The organism is Actinomadura atramentaria DSM 43919, from assembly GCF_000381885.1.
Classification (GTDB): Bacteria; Actinomycetota; Actinomycetes; order Streptosporangiales; family Streptosporangiaceae; genus Spirillospora; species Spirillospora atramentaria.
Map to the genome: position 1 here is coordinate 636,889 of NZ_KB907208.1, position 22,485 is coordinate 659,373.

38 protein-coding genes are annotated in these 22,485 nt (G+C 67.6%); all 38 read left to right on the forward strand.

Going from position 1 to position 22,485, the window contains the following annotated elements; genetic code table 11:
* The first annotated feature begins 10 nt into the window (after positions 1–10).
* The 38 genes from G339_RS36365 to G339_RS38470 all read left to right on the forward strand — a co-directional run bounded on the left by G339_RS36365 (position 11) and on the right by G339_RS38470 (position 22,484).
* Positions 11–1,579 (forward strand): AAA family ATPase, encoded by a 1,569-nt coding sequence (locus G339_RS36365; protein ID WP_019629595.1) that lies wholly within the window; start codon positions 11–13, stop codon positions 1,577–1,579.
* Between the two features lie 284 nt (positions 1,580–1,863).
* Positions 1,864–2,310: a hypothetical protein gene (locus G339_RS0103015; RefSeq protein WP_019629596.1), complete on the forward strand. Its 447-nt coding sequence runs from the start codon at positions 1,864–1,866 to the stop codon at positions 2,308–2,310.
* On the forward strand, positions 2,307–2,765 hold the full coding sequence (locus G339_RS0103020) for a MerR family transcriptional regulator (protein ID WP_019629597.1): 459 nt from the start codon (positions 2,307–2,309) through the stop codon (positions 2,763–2,765). The genes G339_RS0103015 and G339_RS0103020 overlap by 4 nt, the downstream gene beginning before the upstream one ends.
* Positions 2,765–3,055: a hypothetical protein gene (locus G339_RS0103025; RefSeq protein ID WP_019629598.1), complete on the forward strand. Its 291-nt coding sequence runs from the start codon at positions 2,765–2,767 to the stop codon at positions 3,053–3,055. Before G339_RS0103020 ends, G339_RS0103025 begins: the two co-directional genes overlap by 1 nt.
* Positions 3,052–3,312, forward strand: a complete 261-nt coding sequence (locus G339_RS0103030) for a hypothetical protein (protein WP_019629599.1) — start codon at positions 3,052–3,054, stop codon at positions 3,310–3,312. The genes G339_RS0103025 and G339_RS0103030 overlap by 4 nt, the downstream gene beginning before the upstream one ends.
* Positions 3,313–3,324: 12 nt before the next feature.
* Complete coding sequence (locus G339_RS0103035) at positions 3,325–4,230, forward strand: hypothetical protein (protein WP_019629600.1); 906 nt, start codon at positions 3,325–3,327, stop codon at positions 4,228–4,230.
* Between the two features lie 81 nt (positions 4,231–4,311).
* Positions 4,312–6,246 carry a DNA polymerase gene (locus G339_RS36370; protein ID WP_084693086.1) on the forward strand — a complete coding sequence of 645 codons (1,935 nt, stop codon included), beginning with the start codon at positions 4,312–4,314 and terminating at the stop codon, positions 6,244–6,246.
* Positions 6,243–6,740, forward strand: coding sequence for an HNH endonuclease (locus tag G339_RS36375; protein WP_157407271.1), 498 nt, complete (start codon positions 6,243–6,245; stop codon positions 6,738–6,740). The genes G339_RS36370 and G339_RS36375 overlap by 4 nt, the downstream gene beginning before the upstream one ends.
* Before the next feature lies 1 nt (position 6,741).
* Entirely contained in the window at positions 6,742–7,083 is a 342-nt protein-coding gene (locus G339_RS0103050; protein WP_157407273.1) for a hypothetical protein, read from the forward strand.
* An 11-nt stretch (positions 7,084–7,094) separates the two neighbouring features.
* Positions 7,095–7,508, forward strand: coding sequence for a hypothetical protein (locus G339_RS0103055; protein WP_019629604.1), 414 nt, complete (start codon positions 7,095–7,097; stop codon positions 7,506–7,508).
* A gap of 12 nt (positions 7,509–7,520) precedes the next feature.
* Positions 7,521–9,146 carry a hypothetical protein gene (locus tag G339_RS0103060; protein WP_084693087.1) on the forward strand — a complete coding sequence of 542 codons (1,626 nt, stop codon included), beginning with the start codon at positions 7,521–7,523 and terminating at the stop codon, positions 9,144–9,146.
* A gap of 27 nt (positions 9,147–9,173) precedes the next feature.
* Positions 9,174–10,268, forward strand: coding sequence for a P-loop NTPase family protein (locus G339_RS0103065; RefSeq protein WP_019629606.1), 1,095 nt, complete (start codon positions 9,174–9,176; stop codon positions 10,266–10,268).
* A 1-nt stretch (position 10,269) separates the two neighbouring features.
* On the forward strand, positions 10,270–10,605 hold the full coding sequence (locus tag G339_RS0103070) for a hypothetical protein (RefSeq protein WP_019629607.1): 336 nt from the start codon (positions 10,270–10,272) through the stop codon (positions 10,603–10,605).
* Positions 10,602–11,531 carry a phosphoadenosine phosphosulfate reductase family protein gene (locus G339_RS32405; protein WP_019629608.1) on the forward strand — a complete coding sequence of 310 codons (930 nt, stop codon included), beginning with the start codon at positions 10,602–10,604 and terminating at the stop codon, positions 11,529–11,531. Before G339_RS0103070 ends, G339_RS32405 begins: the two co-directional genes overlap by 4 nt.
* Positions 11,528–11,827, forward strand: coding sequence for a hypothetical protein (locus tag G339_RS0103080; RefSeq protein ID WP_019629609.1), 300 nt, complete (start codon positions 11,528–11,530; stop codon positions 11,825–11,827). The genes G339_RS32405 and G339_RS0103080 overlap by 4 nt, the downstream gene beginning before the upstream one ends.
* A 23-nt stretch (positions 11,828–11,850) precedes the next feature.
* The gene (locus tag G339_RS0103085) at positions 11,851–12,003 is read left to right on the forward strand and encodes a hypothetical protein (protein WP_157407275.1); all 153 of its coding nucleotides are present in this window, start codon (positions 11,851–11,853) and stop codon (positions 12,001–12,003) included.
* Complete coding sequence (locus G339_RS0103090; protein ID WP_019629611.1) at positions 12,000–12,317, forward strand: hypothetical protein; 318 nt, start codon at positions 12,000–12,002, stop codon at positions 12,315–12,317. Before G339_RS0103085 ends, G339_RS0103090 begins: the two co-directional genes overlap by 4 nt.
* A gap of 4 nt (positions 12,318–12,321) precedes the next feature.
* Positions 12,322–12,705: a WhiB family transcriptional regulator gene (locus tag G339_RS32410; protein ID WP_019629612.1), complete on the forward strand. Its 384-nt coding sequence runs from the start codon at positions 12,322–12,324 to the stop codon at positions 12,703–12,705.
* Positions 12,702–12,902 carry a hypothetical protein gene (locus G339_RS32415; RefSeq protein WP_033322066.1) on the forward strand — a complete coding sequence of 67 codons (201 nt, stop codon included), beginning with the start codon at positions 12,702–12,704 and terminating at the stop codon, positions 12,900–12,902. Before G339_RS32410 ends, G339_RS32415 begins: the two co-directional genes overlap by 4 nt.
* Complete coding sequence (locus G339_RS0103105) at positions 12,889–13,893, forward strand: PD-(D/E)XK nuclease family protein (RefSeq protein ID WP_019629614.1); 1,005 nt, start codon at positions 12,889–12,891, stop codon at positions 13,891–13,893. Before G339_RS32415 ends, G339_RS0103105 begins: the two co-directional genes overlap by 14 nt.
* Before the next feature lie 133 nt (positions 13,894–14,026).
* Positions 14,027–14,377 carry a hypothetical protein gene (locus G339_RS0103110; protein WP_157407277.1) on the forward strand — a complete coding sequence of 117 codons (351 nt, stop codon included), beginning with the start codon at positions 14,027–14,029 and terminating at the stop codon, positions 14,375–14,377.
* 381 nt (positions 14,378–14,758) lie between these two features.
* Complete coding sequence (locus G339_RS38460; RefSeq protein WP_157407279.1) at positions 14,759–14,899, forward strand: hypothetical protein; 141 nt, start codon at positions 14,759–14,761, stop codon at positions 14,897–14,899.
* Positions 14,896–15,324, forward strand: a complete 429-nt coding sequence (locus G339_RS0103115) for an endonuclease VII domain-containing protein (protein WP_205625468.1) — start codon at positions 14,896–14,898, stop codon at positions 15,322–15,324. The genes G339_RS38460 and G339_RS0103115 overlap by 4 nt, the downstream gene beginning before the upstream one ends.
* 59 nt (positions 15,325–15,383) lie before the next feature.
* A complete protein-coding gene (locus G339_RS0103120) occupies positions 15,384–15,686 on the forward strand; it encodes a stage V sporulation protein S (RefSeq protein WP_019629617.1) in 303 nt (100 codons plus the stop codon).
* 299 nt (positions 15,687–15,985) lie between these two features.
* The gene (locus tag G339_RS0103125) at positions 15,986–16,300 is read left to right on the forward strand and encodes a hypothetical protein (protein ID WP_157407281.1); all 315 of its coding nucleotides are present in this window, start codon (positions 15,986–15,988) and stop codon (positions 16,298–16,300) included.
* A gap of 4 nt (positions 16,301–16,304) precedes the next feature.
* Positions 16,305–16,574, forward strand: coding sequence for a hypothetical protein (locus G339_RS0103130; protein ID WP_019629619.1), 270 nt, complete (start codon positions 16,305–16,307; stop codon positions 16,572–16,574).
* A gap of 96 nt (positions 16,575–16,670) precedes the next feature.
* A complete protein-coding gene (locus G339_RS0103135; protein ID WP_019629620.1) occupies positions 16,671–17,201 on the forward strand; it encodes a hypothetical protein in 531 nt (176 codons plus the stop codon).
* Positions 17,198–17,386, forward strand: coding sequence for a hypothetical protein (locus G339_RS0103140; RefSeq protein WP_019629621.1), 189 nt, complete (start codon positions 17,198–17,200; stop codon positions 17,384–17,386). Before G339_RS0103135 ends, G339_RS0103140 begins: the two co-directional genes overlap by 4 nt.
* A 1-nt stretch (position 17,387) precedes the next feature.
* Positions 17,388–17,759 (forward strand): hypothetical protein, encoded by a 372-nt coding sequence (locus G339_RS0103145; RefSeq protein ID WP_019629622.1) that lies wholly within the window; start codon positions 17,388–17,390, stop codon positions 17,757–17,759.
* 53 nt (positions 17,760–17,812) lie between these two features.
* A complete protein-coding gene (locus G339_RS0103150; protein WP_157407283.1) occupies positions 17,813–18,079 on the forward strand; it encodes a hypothetical protein in 267 nt (88 codons plus the stop codon).
* Positions 18,080–18,082: 3 nt separating this feature from the next.
* A complete protein-coding gene (locus tag G339_RS0103155) occupies positions 18,083–18,337 on the forward strand; it encodes a hypothetical protein (protein ID WP_019629624.1) in 255 nt (84 codons plus the stop codon).
* Positions 18,338–18,341: 4 nt separating this feature from the next.
* Positions 18,342–18,578, forward strand: coding sequence for a hypothetical protein (locus G339_RS0103160; protein WP_019629625.1), 237 nt, complete (start codon positions 18,342–18,344; stop codon positions 18,576–18,578).
* A complete protein-coding gene (locus G339_RS38465; protein WP_019629626.1) occupies positions 18,575–18,748 on the forward strand; it encodes a hypothetical protein in 174 nt (57 codons plus the stop codon). The genes G339_RS0103160 and G339_RS38465 overlap by 4 nt, the downstream gene beginning before the upstream one ends.
* 92 nt (positions 18,749–18,840) lie before the next feature.
* Entirely contained in the window at positions 18,841–19,323 is a 483-nt protein-coding gene (locus G339_RS39670; protein ID WP_019629627.1) for a hypothetical protein, read from the forward strand.
* 143 nt (positions 19,324–19,466) lie between these two features.
* Positions 19,467–19,961, forward strand: coding sequence for a C40 family peptidase (locus G339_RS39675; RefSeq protein ID WP_205625480.1), 495 nt, complete (start codon positions 19,467–19,469; stop codon positions 19,959–19,961).
* 169 nt (positions 19,962–20,130) lie between these two features.
* The gene (locus G339_RS0103180; RefSeq protein ID WP_157407285.1) at positions 20,131–21,138 is read left to right on the forward strand and encodes a hypothetical protein; all 1,008 of its coding nucleotides are present in this window, start codon (positions 20,131–20,133) and stop codon (positions 21,136–21,138) included.
* Entirely contained in the window at positions 21,135–21,626 is a 492-nt protein-coding gene (locus tag G339_RS0103185; protein WP_157407286.1) for a hypothetical protein, read from the forward strand. Before G339_RS0103180 ends, G339_RS0103185 begins: the two co-directional genes overlap by 4 nt.
* A gap of 12 nt (positions 21,627–21,638) precedes the next feature.
* Positions 21,639–22,484 (forward strand): hypothetical protein, encoded by an 846-nt coding sequence (locus tag G339_RS38470; protein WP_019629631.1) that lies wholly within the window; start codon positions 21,639–21,641, stop codon positions 22,482–22,484.
* Position 22,485 lies beyond the last annotated feature (1 nt).

The following is a 22,485-nucleotide window of genomic DNA, read 5'->3' on the forward strand; positions in this document are numbered from 1 at the left end:
GAGATCCCTCATGAGCTGGTCGCAGTACCTGCTGGCGCGCGACAACATCCGCACCGGCTTCGCCCTGGAGGAGATCCTTGGCCTGCTGGAGGACGTACGTCCCAGTGGGCAGGGCTGGATGGCGCGCTGCCCTGCCCACGACGACGGCAAAGCCTCCCTGTCGATCAAAGAAGGCGACACCCAGCCGGTCGTGCTCTACTGCCACACCGGCTGCACCCCACGCAGCATCCTCGAAGCGCTCGGCCTGAGTTTCGGTGCCGTGTGCGACCGCGCGGCGGCCGACTACATCTACACCGACGAGCTGGGCGCCGGCCTGTTCATGAAGCGCCGCAAGCCCGGCAAGGACTTCACGATCCTGCACTACACCGAGGGTGGCCTTGCCCCGGGTCTCGGCGATGCCCGCAAGGTGCTGTACAACCTGCCTCAGGTGCGCCGCGCTGTCGCCGCGGGCGAGACCGTGTACATCGTCGAAGGCGAGAAGGACGTCGAGTCCGCCCGCAAGATGGGCCAGGTCGCCACGACAAACCACGAGGGTGCCAGCAAGGACAGCCAGTCCACCAAGTGGCTGCCCGAGTACACCCAACAGCTCGCTGGTGTCCACGCGGTCATCATCGCCGACCACGACGAAGCAGGGCTCGCCCACGCCCGCGCCGTCTACAAGGCCCTCAAACCGGTCGCAGCCTCCCTCAAGGTCGTACGGGGCCGCGCCACCGGTAAGGGCGCCGACCTGACCGACCACCTGGAAGCGGGCTACGGCTTCGACCAGCTCAAAGAGATCTCGGTCGAGCCACACCTGAACTGGTCCAGCTTCCTGGCCACCGACTTCGGCGAGGTTCCTTGGCTGGCCGGACGCCTCATGGCCAAAGGCGAACACGTCGCGCTGGTCGGCGACGCCAAGGCCGGCAAGTCGCTGTTCTCCCAGGAGTGGGCCTGGCGCATGGCCGCGGGCCTGCCGTTTCTGGGCTGGGACAAGACCGAGCCGGTGCGCGTGGCCTACCTGGACAAGGAGAACGGCCTGCGCGTCATCCAGGAACGCTTCCACGCCTTCGGCGCCGAACCTGGCCAGCTGGAGAACCTGCTGTACGTCCCGTTCCCCGAGATATCTCCGCTCAACTCGGCAGCAGGCGGAGCCCAGATGGTCGACCTGGTCCTGGAGTACGGGGCCCAGGTGGTGTTCATCGACACCGTCAGCCGCTTCGTCCAAGGCAAAGAGAACGAATCGAGCACCTGGCACGGCCTCTACACCTGCACACTCATGCCGCTCAAGAGCGAAGGGATCGCCACGGTCCGCCTGGACCACTTCGGCAAGGACCGTGGCCAGGGCGCACGAGGCCACTCCTCCAAGAGCGACGACGTCGATCACGTGTGGGAGCTGCGCGCCGACGGGGACCTGCTCAAACTGATCCGCACCCACACCCGCACTGGCCACGGCCCCGACGAGTTCATGATCCTGCGCCACGGCACCCGCACCGCCGAGGGGCACTGGGAGCGCGGCCAGACCCGGCACGTGGTGGCCGCCGACTGGACCGGCACCGTCTGGGAGGACGACGAGGAACTCCAGGGTGCCCCCGGATATTGAACGTCAAGCCATTCAAAACCGATCCGATGATTTCGGCCAGGTCGCCCCGGCTTGAATAGCAACACGAGTCGGACAATGTGAAGCGACCGCACTTTGAAAGTTCCGAAGGAGCACTTTGGTCGGTGGGCCCGCCCGCCGCCATTGCGTAAATCGGGCCACGCCAGTGGTCAAGAATTAATGCCGCCCGATATGTCCGTTACCCCAGGGGTACCTTAATAGCAACTCGACGTGCCGGAAACCGGACGACGAGTTTCTACCTCGGGTACTCAAACAAGGGGACAGCCATGTCTGAAACGGCGGCGCCAGCCTGCCCGGAAGACGTTATTGCTCATCGCCTCGCCGCCCAGTACTTCATGCTGAAGCGCGAGGCTGCGGCCCTGAAGAACCGCATGGATCTGGTGCGCGGCGACTTGGCCGGCATCATCTACAAGCACGGCGAACGAGATGACCGGGGGTCGGTGTATCTGCCCCTGAAGGATGCCATCGAAAACGGCGACAAGTCCATCACCTCGCTGAAGATGGAACGTCGTGTCTCCTCGCGCGTGAACGAGCAGATCGCCGAAGACATCCTGAAGGAAAAGGGCCTGTGGGGCGAGGCCGCCCAGGTCATCACCGTCATCAACCCAGAAGCAATCTTCGCGTTGTACGCCGAAGACAAGCTCACCGATGACGAGCTGGACAAGATCCTGGAGCAGTCCGAGTCCTTCGCATTGAAGGACGTGGCGGCATGACCGAGTATTACCCGGGCTCTCGCACGCCGATCAACCGCAACGGCCGCCACCTTCGCCCGGCCACCTCCAACGCGGTCCCGGAAATCCCCGACCACATCCGCCCGCAGCCCTGGCGCTGCCAGGGCGAGGTGATCGACCTCTACACGGTCGGGCAGCTGGCCGACATCCTCGGGCGCAAAGCCGTCACCCTGCGCAAGTGGGAAGCCGAGGGTGTCATCCCGCCGACCCGGCTGCGCTCGCCGTCCCAGGACCCGCGCGCCCGCAAGCGGCTCTACACCCGCGAGCAGGTGCAGGGGATTCTGAAGATCGCCCACGAGGAAGGCATCCTCAACTCCTCGCGCCGCCCCTTGGGCCAGACCCGCTTCAAGACCCGCGTCGCCGAGCTGTTCACCGGCCTGGAAGAGGCCGCCCGCGCCCGCGCCGCCCGCACCGACACCCACCAGGAGGCGGCGTAATGCTGCACAGCGAACCCCACCCCAACGCAGGCCAGACCGTGACCATCGCCGCCACCGGCGACTCCTACGTCATCGAGGACTGGTGGGACCGCGTCGGCGGACAGTCCTGGATGTCCAGCGGAGGCACCATCGCCTGCCTGGACTACGCGATCCACTCCTTCAACGCGGGCCTGCCCTTGGACGACGAGGTGGTCTACGGCAAGACCGACGGCCTGGGCTACCTGCACCACGTCTCCGAACTCGACTTGGCCACCAGCAACGACACCAGCCAGGGAGCCCAGGCCGCATGAAGATCACCCGCAGCATCCGGCACCACATCGCCATGGGCAAGTACGAGTGGCTCGAAGTCGGCGCGGAGGTCGAGCTGACCAGCGACGACAACCACGAGCTGGCCCAGCGCCCCGAGGAGTTCTTCGACCAGCTCGGTGAGCTGCTGGAGAAGGCCACCTCCGTCGAGCTGATCGACGCCGCCGCCACCACCGGCGAGAGCGGCTCCTACGTCCTGCGCCACCCACTGGTCACCCAGAACACCCACGACGAAGAGTAAGGACACCCACCCGTGCCGCGCACCATCTCCCGTCGCCCTGCCGCGACGACCAACGCATCCACCGCTCGCGACCTGCCTGAGCCCACCGAGAACGACATCGAGGTCGACAACAAGCGCCGGGCACGCACCGCCGAGACCGCCGAGAAGATCGTCACCAGCCTGGACGAACGCCGTGCCCGCAAGGCGGCCGAGGCTGAGGAGATCACCCGCGAGGAGATCGACGAGATCCAGGACCAGATCGCCGAGTCCAAGCGCAACCACCCCTCCAACGCCGCCCGCAAGGCGTTCGACCGTGGCGCCAGCGAGGGCAAGGCCCCGGCCACCTCGGGCACAGGCTGGGGGTCCTACAAGACCCTGCGTGCCGAGTCGGGCGGCTTCGCCTCCAACCTGAAGATCGAGGAGGACACCGACACCGTCATCAAGATCTTGGATGACGAGCCGGTCGCCGCCTACTACCAGCACTGGCTGGACCGCACCGAGGGCCAGCGCGGCTTCGTCTGCCTGCGCGAGAACTGCCCGCTGTGCGACGAGCTGGGCAACGACCCCAGATTGCAGGTCTCTTTCAACGTCGTCCTGATGAACGCCGACGGCGACTCTTCGGCCGAGCCCGAGCTGAAGGTTTGGACGGTCGGGCCGATGGTGGCGGACCTGCTGGTCGAGTTCGCCGCCAAGGACCGCACCAGCCCGATCAACCGCGACGACCTCTACTTCCTGGTCACCCGCACTGGCAGCGGCTTGAAGACCAAGTACCGGGTCGACGCGGTCAAGCTGCGCGATCTGGAGGAGGACCACGGCATCACGCCGCTCACCGACGCCGAGCTGAAGCAGTTCAAGGTCGAGCGGTGGAAGCACGACGACCTGGTGGAGCGCAAGACCCGCGCCGAGCTGCGCGAGGTCGTCGAAGCGGTCGCCGCCTGACACCCACCCCGCGCCGGGGGCGTCGACTCCGGGAAGAGGAGTCGACGCCCCTTGGCCCCGCCCTACCAGAAAGGACACGCAATGCGGTTCACACGCCGAGTGGTCACCACCCCTGACCACCTCGCCCACGTGGCCGCCGTGCTGTCCACCCGCAACGCGTTCGCCTTCGACATCGAGGCGGCGGGAGCCCACCGCGGCGTCCCGGCCCGCTGCAATGTGACCTGGTTGTCGATCGCCACCGGCGGCGGCAACGCCTGGACCATCCCGATGGGGCACCCGATCGGGGACACCGTCGTCGGCGAGCGCATCGTCCCCACCCCCGACAAGAACGGCAAGATGATCAACCGGCGTCATCCGGTCTGGGAGCAGCCCCCGGCCCAGCTGGATCGCCGCCAAGTCTTCGACACCCTCGCCCCGATCTTCATGTCCGACCGGATCAAGGTCGCCCACTCCATGCCCACCGACGCGGTCGCGGTCTCCCAGCACCTGCCCGGCGGACAGATCCCCCCGCCCCCCTACTTCGACACCATCGTGGCCGGGTGGCTGCTCAACGAGAACGTGCAGAAGGGTCTCAAGCCGACCGTCAAGCGCCTGTACGGCCACGCCTACGACACCGAAGACGTCGGCAAGTGCGTGGAGAAGCACCCCTTCTCCAAGGTCACGACCTACTCCTACCTGGACTCCCACTACACCTGGCTTCTGTACCGGCGCTACCGCCGCATGATCGCCGAGCGCGACCTGACCGGCGTGATGGACCTGGAGATGGGTGTGCTGGAGCAGCTGCTGCCGGCGTTCAAGGCGGGCACCATGCTGGACGCCGACGCGCTGAGCAAGCTCAAGGTCGAGCTGACCGACGAGACCGCGCGCCGCCTGGCCGCCTGCCACACCGTCGCCGGTCGCGAGTTCAACGTCGCCTCCACCCAACAAAAGCAACGCCTGCTGTTCGCACCCAAGTCCGAGGGCGGCCGGGGCCTGAAGGTTCTCCAGCTCACCGACACCGGGCAGCCCTCCACCAGCGCCGAAGCCCTGGAGCCTCACCGCGGCGACGCCGTGGTGGACGCGCTGCTGGACTACGCCGAGACCAGCAAGCTGCTGTCGACATATGTGGACGGCTACCTGGGCGACCCGGAAAAGGACCGCGAGCCCATCGTGTTCGACGACCAGGTCCCTGGCCGCCTCACCGTGCACACCAACCTGTGCCAGTACGGGACCGTCACCGGAAGGTTCTCCTCCTTCCAGCCCAACCTCCAGAACATCCCCAGGCCGGACACCGTGTGGGGCAAGCCGATCCGGTCGCTGTTCGTCGCGCCGCCCGTCCACAAGCTGGTGGTCGCCGACTACGGCCAGGTCGAACTGGTGATCTTGGCCCACTACCTGGGCGAGGGCGCCCTGTACGAGGGCATCCTGCGCGGCATCGACCCCCACACCGCCACCGCCGCCACGGTCTTCGGCGTCACCCCCCTCCAGGTCACCAAAGCCCAGAGGCAGTGCGCCAAGGGATTGAACTTCGCCGTGGTCTACGGGGCCGGACCCGGGAAGGTCGCGCAGATGGCGGGCATCACCGTCGCCGAGGCCAAGAAGTTCATGCGCAAGCACGAGCAGCTGTTCCCCGAGATCTACCGGTTCAAAAAGCGCGTGATCGCCGAGGCCCGCCGCCGCAAGCCCCCGCACGTGCGCACGCTGCTGGGCCGCTACCGGCGCGTGCCCGAGCTGTGCGCCCGCGAGGACGGCATCAGGAAGAAGGCCGAACGGCAGATCTTCAACAGCTTGATCCAAGGCAGCGGCGCGGACCTGATGAAGCTGGCGATCACCCGGCTTCCCGATGCGCTTCCGGCCGGGGCGCGCATGGCGCTGACGATCCACGACGAGCTGGTGTGCGTGGCTCCCGAGGAGATCGCCGAGCAGTGCGCCAAGGGCTTGGAGCAGGCGATGGTCGGACCCGGCATCGCCGACCTTTTGAAGGTCCCGCTCACCACCGACGTCAAGATCGTCGACTGCTGGGCGGAGGCCAAGTGATGCAGACGCCCGCGCAGCAGCACGCCGACTGGAACCGCTTCTGGGCGCTGGTCGACAAGGACCCTGACCACCCCGACGGCTGCTGGGAGTGGATGGGAAACGTCAACCGCGACGGCTACGGCGAATTCTCCTTGCAGTACCGCAACACCGGGTCGGGCTGGCGGTCCACGAACGTCCGGGCCCACCGCCAGGCGTACGAGTGGCTGGTCGGACCGATCCCGCCGGAGATGACGATCGAGCACGAGTGCGTCAACCGCACCTGTGTTCGCCCGGCGGTCGGTCACTGCATCGTGCTCAGCCGGGGGGAGAACGCGTTGCGCGGCACTGGCCCGGCCGCGCAGAACAAGCGCAAGACCCACTGCATTCGCGGTCACGAGCTTGCCGGCGACAACCTCACCACTCGCGCTGGGCGTCGCGAATGCCGCACCTGCACCAACGCCGCGCGCCGTGCCCGCCGCGCCGAGACGAAGGGTGCCGATGATGCTGCCGCCTGAGATGACACTGCCGATCACCCGCCAGCTGGCCTGGGACACCCTGCCGTGCGACCAGGTCGAGCGAGTGCTGGCCAGCATCGGGCTGGTCCCGCCCGGCCCCGAGGTGTCCGAAGCCGAGCACTACGCCTCCCACCAGCGCCTGGCCGCCACCGCGCCGGTCGAGCCCGTCATCGCGCGTTACGCCCCGCAGTTGGCCCGCCTGATCGTCACCGCCTCCCTGGTCGAGGGAGTGGAGACCGAGCCCGAGGTCGCCGAAGCGCTGGTCGCCCAGTATGCCGCGCTGATCGCCGCCACCACCAAAACGATCGTCGCGCACCTGATCGACGAAGGCCACTTGGGTTAGAGGAGCAACAGATGTCTGGATTCTGGGACAACAAACTCGGCAACCCCCGCCCGGCGCCCCCGGCCGCGCCGGTGCAGCAGACTCCGGCCGGTCAGCAGCTTCCGTGGTGGGCCTACCCCTCTACCCCGCACACCCCGCAGCCGCTCGCCTCGCAGGACGAGCAGAGCCATGCCCAGGTCGCCGCCAGCAAGGCCGCCTCCGCCCGGCAGAACCTGCGCTGCCCCGACTGCCACTCGGGCAACTACTTCACCGTCGCCGGCCTGGGCGGCGGCGCCCGCTGCTTCGACTGCGGCTACCCGGTGCGCCACTCCACCTCCGGTGCCTCCCTGCCCTCCCACCTGACCTCCGAGCAGCCCACCCGGGCGGCCCGGCAACTGCCGACCGAGGGCTTCCAGCCCACCAAGGTCGTCGACCGCATCGCATAACCAGGGGGCACCATGACCACCACTGTTGTCGCCGACGGCCAGATGAGCCGCTTCGCCGCCGACATCTACCGCGTCCGCTACGCCCAGGACGGCGAGACCTGGCCCGATACCGTCCGCCGCGTCGTCGACACCGTGATGCGCCCGTTGCTGCCCGACCTGGCCGACCAGGCGGCCGAGTTCATGGGAGCCCGCAAGTTCATCCCCGGCGGCCGGTACTTGTACGCCGCAGGTCGCAAGGTCAACCAGGTCAACAACTGTTTCCTGGTCCGCGCCGCCGACTCCCGGGAAGGGTGGGCGGACCTGACCCGCAAGGCGGTGCTCACCCTGGGTACCGGCGGCGGGTTGGGCGTGGTCTACTCCGACATCCGCCCGGCGGGCGCGCGGGTGAAGGGGACCGGTGGGCTGGCGACCGGGCCCATCTCCCTCATGAAGATGATCAACGACACCGGGCGGTACATCCGCGGCGGCGGGTCGCGCAGGTCGGCACTGTGGGCTGGCTTGCACTGGGATCACGACGACATCGAGGAATTCATCACCGCCAAGCAGTGGAACTCCCTGGAGAAGCAGGCCGCCTCCCAGGGCATGGGCGCCCCGCTCGACCAGACCAACATCTCGGTGATCTTGGACAACGCGTTCTTCGCCGCCTACCACAACGCCGACGACGACTCCCACGAGAAGGCCCACCGCATCTACGAGACCGCCGTGGAGCAGATGCTGCTGACCGGCGAACCGGGCTTGAGCATCGACTGCGGCGAACACGAAGGCGAGAACCTGCGCAACCCCTGCTGCGAGGTCACCTCCCACGACTCCGATGACGTTTGCAACCTCGGGTCGATCAACCTGCCGCGCATCAAGGACCTGGACGAACTGGAACGCGTCGTCGAGGTCGCCACCGCATTCCTTCTGTGCGGCACTATCTACTCGGCGCTCCCGTACCCCGAGGTCGAGGACGTGCGCGAGCGCAACCGCCGGATCGGCCTGGGGCTGATGGGCATCCACGAGTGGCTGATCCGCCGCGGCAAGCGGTACGCCCCAGACGTCGAGCTGGCCCGCTGGCTGGACGTGTATGCCGGAGTCTCGGATTCCGCCGCGATCAAGTACGCCGACCGGCTGAAGGTGTCGCGCCCGGTGGCCAAGCGCGCCATCGCCCCCACCGGGACGATCGCGATCCTGGGGGAGACCTCCTCGGGCATCGAGCCGCTGTACAGCCTGGCCTACAAGCGCCGCTACTTCGCCGACGGCCAGCCCCGCTACCAGTACGTGGTGGACGAGGCCGCGCGCCGCCTGATCGCCGCGGGCATCAACCCCGAGGACATCGAGACCGCCGTCGATCTGGCCGCCGTCCCCGAACGCCGGATCGGGATGCAGGCGTGGCTCCAGACCTGGATCGACATGGGGATCAGCAGCACCCTCAACTTGCCCGCGTTCGGCGGCCAGGCCATGGGGCCTGCTGAGTTCGGCGACATGCTCGCCAAATACCTGCCGCTGTTGCGCGGGCTGACGGTCTTCCCTGACGGTGCGCGAGGCCGACAGCCTCTGACCGCCGTCCCCTATAGCGAGGCCGTGGGCCGCGAGGGCGTGGAGTACTTCGAGGAGTCGGCCGAACGCTCCTGCTCGACCGGTGTGTGCGGCATCTGACCAGCTCGACGATTCGGGGGGATCGACATGCCTGTCAACGAACAAGCTCTCGCCTTGGCCGCGAGCATCAACAAGAAAGCCGGAGACAACGCGGTCGTGTTGGCCAGTGAGATCGTGCCGCCGCCGCGGTTCACTTCCGGAAGCCTGGCCCTGGACCTGACGCTCGGGGGAGGGTTCCCCGGCAACCAGTGGACCGAGGTCATCGGGCGAGAGTCCCACGGCAAGACCGCGATCGTGCAGAAGACGATCGCCGCCAATCAGCGCCGTGACCCTGACTTTGTCACCGTGTGGGTCGCGGCCGAGCACTTCGACTCGGAGCAGGCTCAGCGCCTGGGCATCGACCTGGACCGCGTCATCGTGGTCCCGACCCAGGACATGGAGTACGCCTACGACACCATGCTCAAGTTCGCCGAGTCCCGTTCGGTGGACGCCATCGTGCTCGACTCCTACCCCGCGCTGATCGCTGGGGAAGAGGCCAACAAGAGCATGGAGGATTTGGTCGTCGCGCTGGGCGCCCGGCTGACGGGGAAGTTTTGCCGCAAGGCGGGCCGCGCCTCCAAGCGCGCGATGAACGGCGAAGAGAAGCCCCTGCTGGGCATCATCATCAACCAATACAGGGAGAAGATCGGCGGGTTTTCACCGCACGGCCCCGCATTGACCACGCCCGGCGGAAATGCGAAGAATTATTTCTACTGGACGCGCCTGGAAGTCCGGCGTGATGAATGGATCGACGAGGCCCGTCCCGGAAAGGGCACCATTCGGGTCGGTCAGACGATCAAGGCCAAAACCATCAAGAACAAGGGCGCCAGCCCGCACCAGATCGCGACCCTGACGTACTTCTTCCGCGACGCTCCCGTGCTGGGTTTCGCCGCCGGGGATTATGACACCGTCAAAGAGATCGTCGCGATGGGCATCCTGTTCGACGTCATCACCGGCGCGGGCGGATGGTTCTCGGCCGAGGGGCACCGCTGGCACGGCAAGGAAGCCATGGCCACCGCGCTGCGCAGCGAACCCGAGCTTCAGCAGCTGCTGACCGACGCCATCCTGGCCCGCGCCGCCGCACAGTCCTTCCGGGCGGCCGGGCGCGAGGCTGCCGAAGTCGAGCACCTGGCGGCGGCCTGACATGTGGGTCTCGACCGAACACACGCTGGTGGTGCCGCGCTTCAACCTGCCGTTCCGGGTGGTCGACGCGCGGCACCCCCGCGACTGCCCTCAGCGCGGGCACCGCGCCCCCGTCTGGACCGACGACGGCGACTACGCCTGCCATGTCCAGAACGTGTTGGACATGCACGGCACCGACGACTTCTACCGCCGCGGCGAGCAGCCGCCGTTCGCCTGGTCGCAGCTGGTACGGCCCGGCAAGCACCCGGTGGCCGCGTGGTGGGACGAGCACACCTACCGCTTCTCGCTGCGCCTGCTCGATGTGGGCGACGACATCGACGAGGACAGCTACACATGAGCATCCACGACAAGATCGCCCAGTCCCACGAAATTCTGGACCGGGCCATCGCCGACATCGGAGCTGACGGCAAGAGCCTCCAGGGCATCCTGTGCCTCTACTCCGGCGGCAACGACTCCACCGTGTTGACGCACCTGATGCGCAAGCGCGCCACCCACGTGGTGCACATCAACACCGGCATCGGCGTGGAGGAGACCCGCGAGTTCGTCCGCGCGACGACCTTCAGCTACCGGCTGCCACTGATTGAGGAGCACCCCGACGACTCCTACGACGACCTGGTCCTGGGAAATGTGCACGCCAAGATGGGCAAGCATGCCGGGGAGGCCGTCTGGCGCGGCTTCCCGGGGCCCGCAGGCCACCAGTTCATGTACACCCGCCTCAAAGAGCGCGCCCTGCGCAAGGTCCGCCGCCGCTTCATCGACCAGCCCAGAAGGCAGCGCCTGATCTTCCTGGCGGGGATGCGGCTGGACGAGTCCGAGCGCCGGATGCGCAACGCGAACGAGATCGACCGCGAGGGCTCGGTGGTGTGGGTCAGCCCGATCGTGCACTGGACCGACGCCGACATGAACGCCTACCGCAAGCACTTCGCCGATGCCGGCGACCCCGTTCCCCGCAACGAGGTGTCCGACCTGCTGCACATGAGCGGGGAGTGCTTGTGCGGGAGCTTCGCCCGGCCCGGCGAGCTGGACGAGATCGACATGTGGTTCCCCGAGACAGCCGACCGCATCCGGGACCTGGAGCGCCGCGCCAAGGAGGCGGGCATCGTCGCCTGCAAGTGGGGCGAGCGCCCGCCCAAGAAGAGCGCCCCGGCCGCCGGTCGCCTGTGCAGCAGCTGCACCGTCCCCGACGAAGACCACGAGGCCGATGTCATCGCCATGTGCGCTGACCCTGCCTACACCCGCGCGCCCGAGCAGGAGGCGGCATGAACTGGCAGACGGGTGAGGAGCCAAGCAGGCAGGACGACCGCCCGTACCCGATGCTGGATCGCTACCACGATCACCGCGAGCAGTGGATGGCCGTCGAAGAGTTCCTTGACTGGGTCGAGGACGAGAAGGGCCTGAAGCTGTGTGACTGGCAGATTCCGTTGCTGGCTGAGTGGCTGGGCATCGACCTGGACCAGTTGGAGATCGAGCGCAACCAGATGTTCGCCGACTTCCAGGCGGCGTACGAGCTGACGCAGCAGCGGATCCAGCACCAGCTCCAGCAGCGGGCGGGCCAATGATCTGGGCGTGCAGGCTGACGCTGGTGCTGCTGCTGATGGTCGGGATGCTGTACCGGCCACAGGTCATCCACCTCAACATGGTCCGCGACCCGCACCCCCCGGCACCGGACTACCCGGTGCACACAGTGCCTCCCGCCGACCCCGCATACACCAGCGACACGGGGGAGGCGTGGTGAAGACCCCGCAGCAGAAAGCCTCGCTGCGGCAGGAGAAGGCGGGTGCGGCCCTGCACGGCGGGCGTCGCACCCCCGGCTCGGGGAACGGCTGGGCGGTCAAGAACGACGTCCGCACCGCCAAGTGGTCGATCGAGTACAAGACCACCGCCAAGAAGTCGTACACGCTCAAGCTCGACGAGCTGCTGCTGGCCGAACGCCACGCGCTGCTGGACGGCCGCGAGATGGCGTTCGGCATCCAGATGGGCCACCGCAGCTGGGTGGTCCTGGACGAGAACACCTTCCACCAGTTCACCAATCACGATCGGGGGAACTGAAATCATGGTCATGCACCTTCGGATCAACGCACCCCAATGGGTCGGCGACCGCGACGACAACACCCGCACCGCCAAGTGCGTCTCGTTCGCCGTCAGCCGCTACTACGACCCCTGGTTCGACACCGGCGAAGCCGACGAGGCGATCAGGATCTGCAACGGCGACGACGACGGCGCCGTGTGCCCGCTGCGCACCGAATGCCTGCTGTTCGCCCTGGTGAACAACGAGTCCAACGGCGTGTGGGGCGGGATGCATGAGCGCGACAGAAAGTACCTGCGGGCCCACTACAAGCGCGACAACTGGCGATGGTTCCCTCCCGGGCAGCTCACTCCGTTGCCGGTCATCCCCGAGGTGATCGTGGACGACGAGCTGTGGCTGGAGGCGGCGTGAGTCTCCAGGACCGTGCCGAAGCGCTGAGTACCGCTCGCCAGCACGTCACCGCCGCGGCTACTAACGCGCGCGGTTACACCGACGGGGCCCCGTTCAAGGCACGGATGGACGCCATCGAGCAGTTCGCGCGGTTCCTGATGGGGGACCCGGTGAGCTGCGAGGCGTGCGGCAAGGAGGCGTTCGGTGCCCCGGAGTAAGCCGACCGGCGGCCACGTGAAGCTGACCGGCCGTCTCAAAGATCTCGCCGAGATCCGCAAGAAGCCGACCGTGCTGCTGGGGGATGTGCAGGCGCACCTGCTGAAGAAGGCCGACGCTCCCTCTGACCGGCGTAGCGACTGCCTGCATCCATCGGAGATGAGCCACGACGACTGGTGCCCGCGCCGGTCCTACTTCACGATCACCGGAGCGCCGGCCACCGAGGACGGCAAACCCGCCTTCTCCTTCGTCCGGGAGAACATCTTCGAGCAGGGCCACGACATCCACGCCCGCTGGCAGGGCTGGCTCCGCGACATGGGCGTGCTGTGGGGCAAGTGGCACTGCGACGGGTGTGGCGTGCACTACCTCGGACTGGAGGCCGACTTCCCACATGACGGCTGTGACTACGTCGGCTCGAAGGTCGGTGGACACACCAACATCGTCTACCGGGAGGTGCCGTTGGAGGTCGGGCTGATCGCCGGTCACGCCGACGGGGCCGTGCCTGACAAGGGCGCCCTGATCGAGATCAAGAGCATCGGGCTGGGGACGGTGCGGTTCGAGAACCCCGAGCTGCTGGCCCGCTACGAGATCGTCGCCGGGGGGCGCAAGCTGGTCGACTTCGACGGGCTGTGGAAGGAGTTGCGCACCCCGTTCCCCAGCCACCTGCGCCAGGCCAACCTCTACCTGTGGCTCGCGGCGCAGATGGGCCTGCCCTTCACGCAGATGATCTTCATCTACGAAAGCAAGATGAACCAGCAGGTCAAAGAATTCGTGGTGAAAGCCTCGCCGCGGATCGTGGAACGCAAGCTAGAGCTGGCGGGCGAGGTCGAGCGCGCCGTGGAACGCAAGGTGCCACCTGCCCGCCCGCGTGATGTGTCTCCAGACAGTGGCATCTGCAAGGGCTGCCCGTTCAACGCCGTGTGCTGGGGCCACCCGGCCGCCGCCGCTCTGACCGCTCCGATCGACGCCGAGGACGTGCCCGATGCCGCCTAACCTGCGTCTGCGCCGTGCCTCGCGCCGCGCGGCCAACGCCGCCATGGGCCAGGGCATGTGGTTGCCCGCCCGGCCCGGCGACGAGATGCCCGACCTACCCCACGACGTTACCGAGTTGGACGACAGTGCCTTGATGACGCTGTTCGGCCAGTACACCCAGTGGCTGGAGTTCGTCGGCGTCCAGCTGGCCGCCGCCGAGATCGACGAGGCAGCCGCCCGCGACGCCCTGGAGCGGTACAAGTCCATCGGGCTGCTGAACCACAGCGAGGGCAGCAAGACGGTGACGGCGGCCAAGGCCAAGGCGTTGAGCAGCCCCGAGTACGAGGAGCTGTCGGACAAGTACAACGAGGCCCACGCCTACCGGAAGATCATCACTGCGATGTACGAGTCCACCGAGCACAAGCAGAGGTTCGTCTCCCGGGAGCTGTCTCGGCGGATCGGCCGCGCCGACACCGACCGGCGAGAAGGAAGGTGGGCTGCATGACCGGCCATCAGGATGGCCATCGCGATGGTGGGGACGGCATCGTGCTGCCAGACCAGGTGTTCAAGGAGATCGGACGGATGCTGGTCGGTCGGCGGGTGTGGGTGCGTGACGGGCTGTTGCACACCCATGACCCCGACCAGTGCTGGGAGCACACCTGCTGCCTGCACCATCCGTCCGACCACCACATGCGCGACTGTCGCTGCGGTTTCGAGCTGACCGCGGCTGGCTGGCTGAGCGGATCTGCCCGCACGGCACCGGCCATCCCGACCCCGACGACCTGGCGTGGCGGATGCTGCGCGACGGGTCCGAGGAAGGGTGGGCGTGGGGTGTGCATGGCTGCGACGGCTGCTGCCGCCCGCCCGAGCAGACGCAGGAGGCAGCGTGAGAATGCTGGGGCGGACGATGTGGCGGTGGGCGACGCCGACGTATGCCTACTGCGTGGACCGGCGCACCGCCAAGCGCCGCGACTTGCACGCCGCGATGCGACTGGAGCGGGCGGCCGAGCACGGGAGCCGACGATGACGCGCAACGGGATGCGACGCTGCGCCAAGTGCGAACGCAACCGGCAGGCCAAGTTCTATTCGGGGCCGCGAGCACGGGTGTGCGCGTCCTGCCGGAAGAAGGCACGGTCGGCGGGACGGCATGAGCGCCGCGTCCAGCTCACCTACGGGCTGGGTCCGGGGGAGTACGAGGCGTTGCTGGCCGCCCAGGGCGGGCGGTGCGCGATCTGCAAGGGCACCCGCCGCCAACGCCTGAGCGTGGACCACGATCACAAGACCGGCGTGGTCCGCGGCCTTTTGTGCAGGCTCTGTAACGGCAGGCTGTTGACGGCTGCCCGCGACAGCGCCGAGATCCTGCGGGCAGCGGCCGACTACCTGGACAACCCGCCCGCCCTGATCCACATCGGCCAGCGAATAGCTCCCGACCATATGAAGAAGGCCAGTTAACAAATTCCATGTGCTTTCCCCCACTCTTGAAGAAAAGGCAAGGGTTTCGGGGGAAGCACATGGAATCTGGGACGGTCGAGGAGAACAAGGTCAGCAGCGTTGACGCTTTGCTTCGCGTGAAGGCATCCAGCAACTCCAACAAACTGGCCGCGGCCATCTCCAACGGCATCTACGACGGAAAGAGCGTGGCGCTTCGGTGCGTGGGCGCGGGTGCGGTCAACCAGGCCATGAAGGCGATTGCGATCTCCCGAGGGTTCGTCGCACCCAGAGGCATCGACCTTGTCTGCTGTCCGGGATTCTGCACGGTCGACATGCCTGACGGGCAGGTCACCGCACTCATGATCAAGATCCTTGTGACGTGAGGAGCCAGTCGTGCCAGCTATGATGAACGCCACCCCCGCCGCCGGAACCCCACCGGCGCAGAATCTGGCCGCCAGCGAAAAGACCACTCTGGGGCAGGGTGCCCGCCTGGGCGACTTCTCCCAAGGCATCAGCGGGGCCGCCGGAAACACACAAACCTCGCCCTCCCCGTCGCAAAAGGCGTTCTAACATTTGCCTGGCACCTGTTCCTATCATGGAAAGTGAAACAGCGGCGCCACAAAACGGGACCCCTTCCGGCGAACTTCTCCGGCCGCAGACAGTACCTATCGGGGGAGTTCCCGTGGCAGACAAGACCACCACCTCGTTCCCGCGCATGGGCGACCAGGCCCACCGCTGGAATGTCGCGCCGCGCACGCCGGACCGCTCCATCACCGTGCCCAAGAAGCACGGCAAGGGCTCGTTCATGGAGGCCGCGACCGCCAAGCACCGCAAGAGCGTGCACGAGCGCCACGGTGCCAGCTTCGCCCCGCAGATGACCATGCACTACAGCAACGCTCCCGAGGCGTCGGCGAACCTGCGCAACACCAAGCTCATGCCCAGTGCGGTCGGCGCCCGTGACTTCTACACCCGCCGCGCCTACGGCCAGGGAATGTGATCGCGTGCTCCCGCTGATCCTGGCCGCCGCCCGCGTCGCCGGACCCATGGTCGCCCGCGCCGCCGCCTCCACCGCCGCCCGCGGCGCAGCCGGTCAGGCAGCGGGCCAGGCCGGTCGCTCGATGGCCTTCAACGCCGGCATCAACGCCGCCTCCTCCATGGTCGGCGGCGGTAAGCCCGACAACAGCTCCGGCGGCGATGGCCAGCAGCAGAGCGAAGGCATCGACCTGGCCGCCGCAGCTCAGAACGCCTCCGAGGCCACGCGCCCCCACTGAGGGGTCGTAAAGATCTCGCCGACCTCGCGCCAAGGGTGAACGAGTAGCAACTACTGCCGTGTTCGCCCGGCCCAGCCCGAAGGGAACCCCACCTGCATGCCCGCACCCGGCTCCAACTGGCAACTCCTGCCCCCCTTCGGGCAGGGGGTGCCCGGTGCGCCGGTGCAGCAGGGAGGCGGCGGAACCCCGTCGTTCCGTAACTGGCTGGACGAATCCCGTTCCCGGCAGACCCCAAGGATCGGGCAGGCCGAATATCCCGACGGGTACCTGGGCACGATCGTGACCCGCCGCGGGGACCGGGTGTTGTCCAGCGTGCAGGACCGCGTGAGCGCCGCCAACACCCAGCGCGGCGTTCACAAGGGCGAGATCATCGACCCGGCCGACTACAAGTGGCCTGCCGACTTCAACCCCGCCACCGGCCTGGAGTACCAGGCGCGCGGCCTGAAGTGGACCGCCCGCGGCAACGAGCCGGTGCACCTGGCTCACATGGGCAAGGTCAACGCTCCCTCGCCCGAGCAGGCGATGGCGATGCAGCGCCGCTACGGCTACGTGCCCTCGATGCGGCACGACGGCATCGATCCCATCCGCGCCGACCGGATGCGACGTTTCCTACCGAGCTGGAGATGACCATGCGTTCTCCTCACCTGCTGCGCTGCGAACCCGCCACCCAGCCCAACCCGCTGGAGCTGGAGCTGCGCCGCCTGGTTTACGGCCGCGGCCTGTCACGCGCCGCCGCAGGTCTGGTGATTCCGATGGTGTGGACCTTCGACGTGATCCTGGCGGCCATGTACTTCTCGGGAACGGCAGGCTGAGATGGCCAGCCGCACGGTGATCCGGCCGCCCCGCCCGGCCGACCAGCTCGGCCGCCGCCCGATCGCCACCTCCGGCGCACCCGGGCCTACCCCGCGCGACCCCGACACCGTCTACGCCCCCAAACCGTGGGCCAGCAACGAGGAGCGCCTGGTCGACGACGCCCTCGCCACCTGGACCCTCCCGGCACAGATGCTCCGCGACATCCGCCCCCTGTACCCGCAGAAGCTGTTCCGCCCGCGTTTCGGCTACGAGAACCGCGCACTCGGCATCGACGACATCGCACGCGTGGACGAGCTGTACCAGCGCGTGGACTTCTCGGGGCGACGCTCGGGCTACCAGGGCACTTCGTTTCCGGCGCTGGGGATTTTCTGACCCATTTACCGGAGCTTGATCAAAAGCATCAGACCCTGAAACAGGAGGCGATCATGGCGATAGGTGAAGGCAAGAGCCACAAGCGGCCGATGGCGGCAGGTGACCGGCGACGCGCCGGACACTCGGGCCGCGTGGTGCGCACCGTCGAAAGCTTCGACGGTGACCGCCGCGAGAAGCTCGGCGTGACCGCCGACATCCTCAACAAGGTCTTCGCCACCGGCGCCAAGGGAGCCAGCAAGGGCAAGACCAAGGTCTCCAAGGGCGCCGGGGGCGCTTCGGGAGCCAAGGGCAAGGGCAGCCGAGCCGGGAAGAAGGACTGAGCCATGGCCTACCCCGAGTGCCGCAGCATGAACGCCGACCTGTGGGCGGGCGCGACCGACGGCCGCTACAAGAAGGTCATCCGCGACCGCGGCGGTTTCCCCGAACCCCTCACGCCGGTCATGCGCCAGGACCTGTACCCCACCTGGTACGGCATCGTCGAAGCGCCGAAGAAGGTCGGCGTCTGCGGCAAGGAGTTCGAGACGCCCGGCTACATGCCGTCCTGGCCGTACAAGCCGCCCATGCCTTACCAGGGCTGAACCGATGGCCTTGTTTCCTGTCTACGTCGTTGACGACGAGGGCAACCGCAAACCCATGGAATGTCCCGACTGGGTGCGCCGCCTTCACACCCAGCAGAAGGCCGACGAAGCCTTCGACAGCTTTCTGCGGGAACAGATGCGCGCACGCTACGCCGCGGAGCTGGCCGCCGACGGCATCGTGCCCCTCACTGATGAAGAATTCGACGCCCGCTACCCGAACCCTGTGAGGACTAAGCCATGAGCATCAGCGGCGACAGCCACAACGGCCACCTCATCGACCACGAGGGGAAGCGAACGTCCCTGTCGGTGCAGGACTGGGTTGATCAGCAAAAGAAGTTCGCAGAGCTTGAACACTTCTTCTACAAGAAGTGCGTGGAGGAACTGGGCAAGAGCTTCAATTCCCAGCCCTGACGGCCTGAGCCTCCACCTGCCACTACCCCCCGACTCGAACGCGCCACCAGGCAGTGCCCCAACACCGGGCACGAACCACCATCGGGGGAATCGTGAGCGACACCATTCGGCTCCTGGAATGCCGCATCTGCAACACCGTTGAGGAGCTGCCCGCCTACGGCGGCCCCACCCAGTACGACGACACCCTCGAATACGCTGCCGCGCGTCACCGCCACCCCGAGGGCGAGAACGGCCAGCTGTACGTCGGCATCCCCGCCGCCGCGTGGCGGCAGCCATCCGAGCGCACCAAGATCCTGGAGCTGCTGCGCGACAAGTCCGGCAAGGGCTTGGGCGATGACTTCTACAACGTCTCCAACACGCTGCGCGAAGACGCCCTGGCATGCTTCACCGCCCACCGCCGTCCCACTTTGTGCATCGACTACCGCGACGACTCCAAGCGCCTGCTCCCCGACACCGCCGCCCTGCGCAAGGAAGCCGGGCTCGCCAAACCCAAGGACCTCCCCGCCACCCGCTTTTTGTGCGACTTCTGCCCCGTGCAGAGCACTGTCAGCACCGCCCGCGACAAGGCGGCCTGACGAGTCCTTGTCACCGATTGAGGGAGCCCGAATTGGTAATTTCTGCGAGCCTGGCTGCTGCGGCTGTGTTGACCTTCAGTCCCGCCGCGCCATACAGACCCGCCGAACAGGGCGTGCGTCCGCATTCTGAACAGGCCGTCACTATGCGCGTGGCGGCCGAGAAAAACCGCAAGAACCGCATCAGCTACAACCGCACCAAGGCCACACGAATGAACCGTGTGGCCTTTGCTTATTCCCGCTGGCAGCAATCAGCCGAAATCGCCGTGCGCTACGCCTTGGCCCAACGCGGCAAGCCGTACGCGTGGGGAGCAACCGGACCGCGCGCCTACGACTGCTCGGGTCTGGTCCAGCGCGCTTGGCGCGTGGCCGGCGTCACCATGCCGCGCGTCACCTACGACCAGTACCGCCGCATTCCCCGCAAGGTGTCGCGCCGCAACCTGGCACCCGGTGACCTGGTGTTCTTCCACGGCCGTGGCCACGTGGGCATGTACATCGGCCGTTCCCGCTACGTGCACTCGCCCAAGACCGGCGACCACGTCCGCGTCGTGGTACTACGCGCCCGCCGCGATTTCGCCGGGGCCGTGCGCCCAGCCTGGCCGCTGTGGCTGACCGACGCCGTCAGGCTCCGCCGCCGCTAAAGACCGATATGGCACCCCCGGGGGTTGAGGTCTATGCGGACTCACCTTTAACAAGGAAAGAGCACAGTCCCCCAGGGGTGCCTTCTTGAAAGACTACTACGTCCCGTAGATCAATGAGCGCCCCGGCTCGCACTAACAACGGCGAAAGCGCCGCGCTCACAATTGATCTATGGACCAGTCCGTATATCTGGCGCGTGCCGCAGATCCTGCCATCGCCGTGACCGACGGAGCGTCGGGCTACTTCTCCGCGCCCGCCGACACGCTCGACCCCGCCTTGTTCTACGACCGGGTCGGCGGCGACGAGCTGCCGCGCATCAAATCCGGGGTCCGCTCGCAGATCATCTCGACGCTCATGGACTACTGGCGCGTCCATTACAGCCAGCCCGACAAGTGGGCCACGCTGTGGATCGCCGGGTCCGGGGTCACCTACCAATGGGCGGGACCACGCGCCGCCGGTGACGCCCCCGGCGACCTGGACGTGCTGATCGGCGTTGACTGGCCGTGCTTCTTCGAGCACAACCCCGACTATCAGGGCGTGGGCGCGCAGCTCACGGCCGCCGAGATGACCGAGCGCCTCAAGGCCGAGGTGTGGCCCTACACCGCCGACCAGCGCTTCGGCGAACGCCACTACGAGGTCACCTACTTCGTCAACCCCACCGGCAGCGACATCCGCGACATCAACGCCTACGCCGCCTACAACCTCACCAGCGACTCCTGGACGATCACCCCGCCCGCCCTGCCGTCCAATCCGCGCTCGATGTACCCGGCCGAGTGGGCGAACCAGATCCTGCGCGAGGCCGAGACCGCCCGCGAACTGATCGACCGCTACCGCGCCTCGGCGCGCGAGGTCAACGCGCTGCCCGAACGCTCGCCCGGGTGGGTCAACGCCTCTTCCCGTCTGCGCGTGGTCGTTGCCCAGGCCCAAGCCATGTTCGACGACGTTCACGGCGGCCGACGCGCCGCGTTCGCCCAGGGCGGCAAGGGCTACTTCGACTGGGCCAACTACCGGTGGCAGGCGCACAAAGAGTCGGGCGTGGTGTCCGCGTTGCGCGAGCTGGCCGCCCAGAACAAGGCCGCCACCACCTCCGTGCAGCAAGACCGCTACGGAGCCCAACTGTCGTCGGTGGACCAGCTGGTGACGCGCGCCGCCCTGTGGAGCCGAAGGGGACCGGCATGATCCGCTTCGCCCTCACCCTGGAAGGGGTGCTGCGCGCCGAAGGTGGCGAGAAGGTCATCGGTCACGGCGCGGCCCTGTTCGCCGGGCTGCAAGTCGAGGCGTGCGTGGCCGTCATCAGCGCTGTCTACCCCGAGCACGAGGCCGCCCGCTGGCTGCACGTGGAGAACTTCCGCGGCCACACCCACCTGATGTGCCGCATCGCCACCGACCCCGCCCCGAGCCCGGCCTGCTACGTGCGCCAAGTCCAGCGCCTGCGCCACACCGGCTGCCCGATCGACGTACTGGTGACCGCCGACCCCGGGGCCGCAGCGCTCGCTCTGTCCAAGGGGATCACGACCGTCACCTTCTGTGAACCCGCCTACACGGTGCCCGAGCACCGCCCCGACTACGACGGCACGGTCCGGCCGTGGTCAGCGCTGACCGCCGAGCTGCACCGGCAGCGCGAGCTGAAGGCAGGCGACCGCCGCCTGTCCGACGACCCCCACTGACGGGAGACCACCGTGATCAACCTCGACATGATCAACAATCTGGCAGGCGACACCACCCGAGGCGGAGGCGCCCTGTCGTGGGGCGCCAACAAGCTCCAGAAGGTCGGCGAACGCAACATCAAGAACCAGCGCGCCAACCGCGCCGCCGAGGTCGCCGCCTTCAAGGACCGCCGCCGCCAAGCCGACCGCGCGTTCGATGAGAACACCCGCTGGCAGTCCTCGCCCGAGGGCAAGCAGTACATGCAGGACGTGCTGATCCGCCAGCAGGCACGCCAAGCCGAAGCGCGTCAGAACACCGGTGCCGGCAACGGCACCGCCAACCGCAACGGCGCCGCCCAGCCCGCCGGACGCAAGGGCATGGCCTGGCCGCAGGGACAGGCCACCGGCACCAGCACAGGCTCGGGCAACAGTTCGAGCAGCATGCGGAGCGCCCCCACCGAGACCGACCGCGCCCAGGCCGCCGAGCAGATGGTCAACCGACGCATCGGCGCGATGGAACGCATCGAGTCCCAGCAGGCAGCCTCCCGCAACGTCCAGGCCGAGATGACCGCCCGCTCCCGCGCCTACGGCGACCAGATGCGCGCCGACATCGCCGCACGCCGCGAAGCCGGAGCCTACGGCAACGCCATGTCGGGCATCGGCCGTGGCAGATCATCCACTGGCACCCCTGTGAGCGGCGGCATCCCCAGCGGGGACCCCCAAGTCGTCAACCGCGTCCAGGCGCAGTGGGCCAATGCCGCCGCCCGCCGCGAGCAGGTCCAGCAATCCACCGGCGGTAACGGCAACGCGCTACGCGCCGCCTCGACCGGCGACACCGACGCCCGCGCCCGTCTGCGTAACCAGATCCTCGGGGGCTGAC

Bases quoted from the DNA above. Each gene is read 5' to 3' on its own strand.
- G339_RS0103160 (WP_019629625.1), top strand. From the start codon at position 18,342: ATGGCCTTGTTTCCTGTCTACGTCGTTGACGACGAGGGCAACCGCAAA.
- G339_RS0103115 (WP_205625468.1), top strand. From the start codon at position 14,896: ATGACGCGCAACGGGATGCGACGCTGCGCCAAGTGCGAACGCAACCGG.
- G339_RS0103030 (WP_019629599.1), top strand. From the start codon at position 3,052: ATGAAGATCACCCGCAGCATCCGGCACCACATCGCCATGGGCAAGTAC.
- G339_RS0103060 (WP_084693087.1), top strand. From the start codon at position 7,521: ATGACCACCACTGTTGTCGCCGACGGCCAGATGAGCCGCTTCGCCGCC.
- G339_RS0103080 (WP_019629609.1), top strand. From the start codon at position 11,528: ATGAACTGGCAGACGGGTGAGGAGCCAAGCAGGCAGGACGACCGCCCG.
- G339_RS0103180 (WP_157407285.1), top strand. From the start codon at position 20,131: ATGGACCAGTCCGTATATCTGGCGCGTGCCGCAGATCCTGCCATCGCC.
- G339_RS0103050 (WP_157407273.1), top strand. From the start codon at position 6,742: ATGACACTGCCGATCACCCGCCAGCTGGCCTGGGACACCCTGCCGTGC.
- G339_RS0103020 (WP_019629597.1), top strand. From the start codon at position 2,307: ATGACCGAGTATTACCCGGGCTCTCGCACGCCGATCAACCGCAACGGC.
- G339_RS0103120 (WP_019629617.1), top strand. From the start codon at position 15,384: ATGGAATCTGGGACGGTCGAGGAGAACAAGGTCAGCAGCGTTGACGCT.
- G339_RS0103135 (WP_019629620.1), top strand. From the start codon at position 16,671: ATGCCCGCACCCGGCTCCAACTGGCAACTCCTGCCCCCCTTCGGGCAG.
- G339_RS0103110 (WP_157407277.1), top strand. From the start codon at position 14,027: ATGACGCTGTTCGGCCAGTACACCCAGTGGCTGGAGTTCGTCGGCGTC.
- G339_RS39675 (WP_205625480.1), top strand. From the start codon at position 19,467: ATGCGCGTGGCGGCCGAGAAAAACCGCAAGAACCGCATCAGCTACAAC.
- G339_RS0103065 (WP_019629606.1), top strand. From the start codon at position 9,174: ATGCCTGTCAACGAACAAGCTCTCGCCTTGGCCGCGAGCATCAACAAG.
- G339_RS0103155 (WP_019629624.1), top strand. From the start codon at position 18,083: ATGGCCTACCCCGAGTGCCGCAGCATGAACGCCGACCTGTGGGCGGGC.
- G339_RS0103140 (WP_019629621.1), top strand. From the start codon at position 17,198: ATGACCATGCGTTCTCCTCACCTGCTGCGCTGCGAACCCGCCACCCAG.
- G339_RS38465 (WP_019629626.1), top strand. From the start codon at position 18,575: ATGAGCATCAGCGGCGACAGCCACAACGGCCACCTCATCGACCACGAG.
- G339_RS0103185 (WP_157407286.1), top strand. From the start codon at position 21,135: ATGATCCGCTTCGCCCTCACCCTGGAAGGGGTGCTGCGCGCCGAAGGT.
- G339_RS32405 (WP_019629608.1), top strand. From the start codon at position 10,602: ATGAGCATCCACGACAAGATCGCCCAGTCCCACGAAATTCTGGACCGG.
- G339_RS36365 (WP_019629595.1), top strand. From the start codon at position 11: ATGAGCTGGTCGCAGTACCTGCTGGCGCGCGACAACATCCGCACCGGC.
- G339_RS0103025 (WP_019629598.1), top strand. From the start codon at position 2,765: ATGCTGCACAGCGAACCCCACCCCAACGCAGGCCAGACCGTGACCATC.
- G339_RS32410 (WP_019629612.1), top strand. From the start codon at position 12,322: ATGGTCATGCACCTTCGGATCAACGCACCCCAATGGGTCGGCGACCGC.
- G339_RS0103150 (WP_157407283.1), top strand. From the start codon at position 17,813: ATGGCGATAGGTGAAGGCAAGAGCCACAAGCGGCCGATGGCGGCAGGT.
- G339_RS0103015 (WP_019629596.1), top strand. From the start codon at position 1,864: ATGTCTGAAACGGCGGCGCCAGCCTGCCCGGAAGACGTTATTGCTCAT.
- G339_RS0103070 (WP_019629607.1), top strand. From the start codon at position 10,270: ATGTGGGTCTCGACCGAACACACGCTGGTGGTGCCGCGCTTCAACCTG.
- G339_RS36370 (WP_084693086.1), top strand. From the start codon at position 4,312: ATGCGGTTCACACGCCGAGTGGTCACCACCCCTGACCACCTCGCCCAC.
- G339_RS0103055 (WP_019629604.1), top strand. From the start codon at position 7,095: ATGTCTGGATTCTGGGACAACAAACTCGGCAACCCCCGCCCGGCGCCC.
- G339_RS0103145 (WP_019629622.1), top strand. From the start codon at position 17,388: ATGGCCAGCCGCACGGTGATCCGGCCGCCCCGCCCGGCCGACCAGCTC.